Source organism: Parapedobacter flavus (genome assembly GCF_035818675.1).
In the GTDB taxonomy this organism is placed as follows: domain Bacteria; phylum Bacteroidota; class Bacteroidia; order Sphingobacteriales; family Sphingobacteriaceae; genus Parapedobacter; species Parapedobacter flavus.
The window spans coordinates 1-1,313 of the sequence record NZ_JAYKZZ010000057.1; the positions used below are offsets into that span (position 1 = coordinate 1).

The 1,313-nt window shown below is 45.7% G+C and carries 1 protein-coding gene; it reads left to right on the top strand.

The window, feature by feature from the left end:
• Positions 1-1,089, top strand: a 1,089-nt coding sequence (locus U9S71_RS20830; protein WP_326329790.1) for a hypothetical protein, incomplete at its 5' end; no start/stop codon positions are given.
• Between the last annotated feature and the right edge of the window lie 224 nt (positions 1,090-1,313).

Sequence of the window (1,313 nt, forward strand, 5' to 3'; positions counted from 1 at the left end):
GGCGCGTTCAAGAACTATGCATTTGTGATCAATGGTGAAGTGATCGATCAAGAAGCGCTATCCGACTATGCAGGAGCAACATTACATACCGTATTTTCTTATGACACCACGCTACAAGGGCGTAAGTACAGCGGAGCTGTACTTTTTCACACGCCGCAACGCGCTGCCCCTCCCGTTTCGTACGCGGATGATCCAGCTTATTTCATCAATGGCATACAGGTGAGTGCTAGAAATATCCGTTGGTCTGTACCGGAAGACTACCACAACGTTGAAAAATCCAGCCGGGATACCCTCATTGGTGGAGTCCGGTACCATGGTTCCATACGTTTGAATACAACCGAAGATTTTTTTGCAGACCTTCTCTCTTTACCAAAATTCCTTGAGAAATACACAGATACACCACCCATTGAGGACGTCATCGTTCATTGGTACCGCCCCGCCCGACTTAAAAGGGGCTTGTATGGAGTGGGTAGCGTAATCCAAGGTCTTTTTTCTTTGTACTATATAAATCCGAATAGCATCCGTGCAATAGAATTTTCCCGTATTCGTTTCGCGGAAGGAGAAAAACACATTGTCCACTTAATCGATGATGGGTATTGGTCTGGAGGCGATATCAGCAAGTGGGACAGCCAAATTAAAGCAAAAGCAATTTTCGAAGATCCATTGTCAATGGATACGGCCTATCCATGCTATGTCGCGAATCTTGATCGGAACGGCGATAATGTGTTCCAATTGACGGAACTGAAACCGGAACCCTACGGAGGCGAGACGTTATACTTGGAAAAGTTATCAGGCCTTTTAGGGTTATCTGTGGACAAAACTGCTGATCCTGTCGTTCGGGATTCGGTGCGGATACAGTTTATCGTGACCCGAACGGGCATGCTCGCTGAACTCCAAATGATTGATCCTCCTACATCAAACGGAGCGGGGATTTTGCAAGCCATCAAACGACTCTCTTGTGTTTGGTCGCGCGGTATGTTTAGCGGACGGCCCGTATTGACACAGCGTAAAATGACCATCATGTACAGTAAAGACCCAAACGGCAATATTGTTTCGCTGGATGACCTTGAATACCGATACGACAAATAACACTGAATAATTACACAACATAATAAGACCGACCATCGAAACTGTAAGGTAGTCAACTGGCATCTGAGGTAATCAGCGAGGATGACATGTATTAGATAGGGGACAACAAGAGATTAAAAATCATCGGTATTATAAATTCCAACCGCCAAGCCATGGATAAACCAAAACATTACGCCATCATCCTTGCGGGTGGCATGGGCAATCGATTTGAGGAAAGCCTCTAC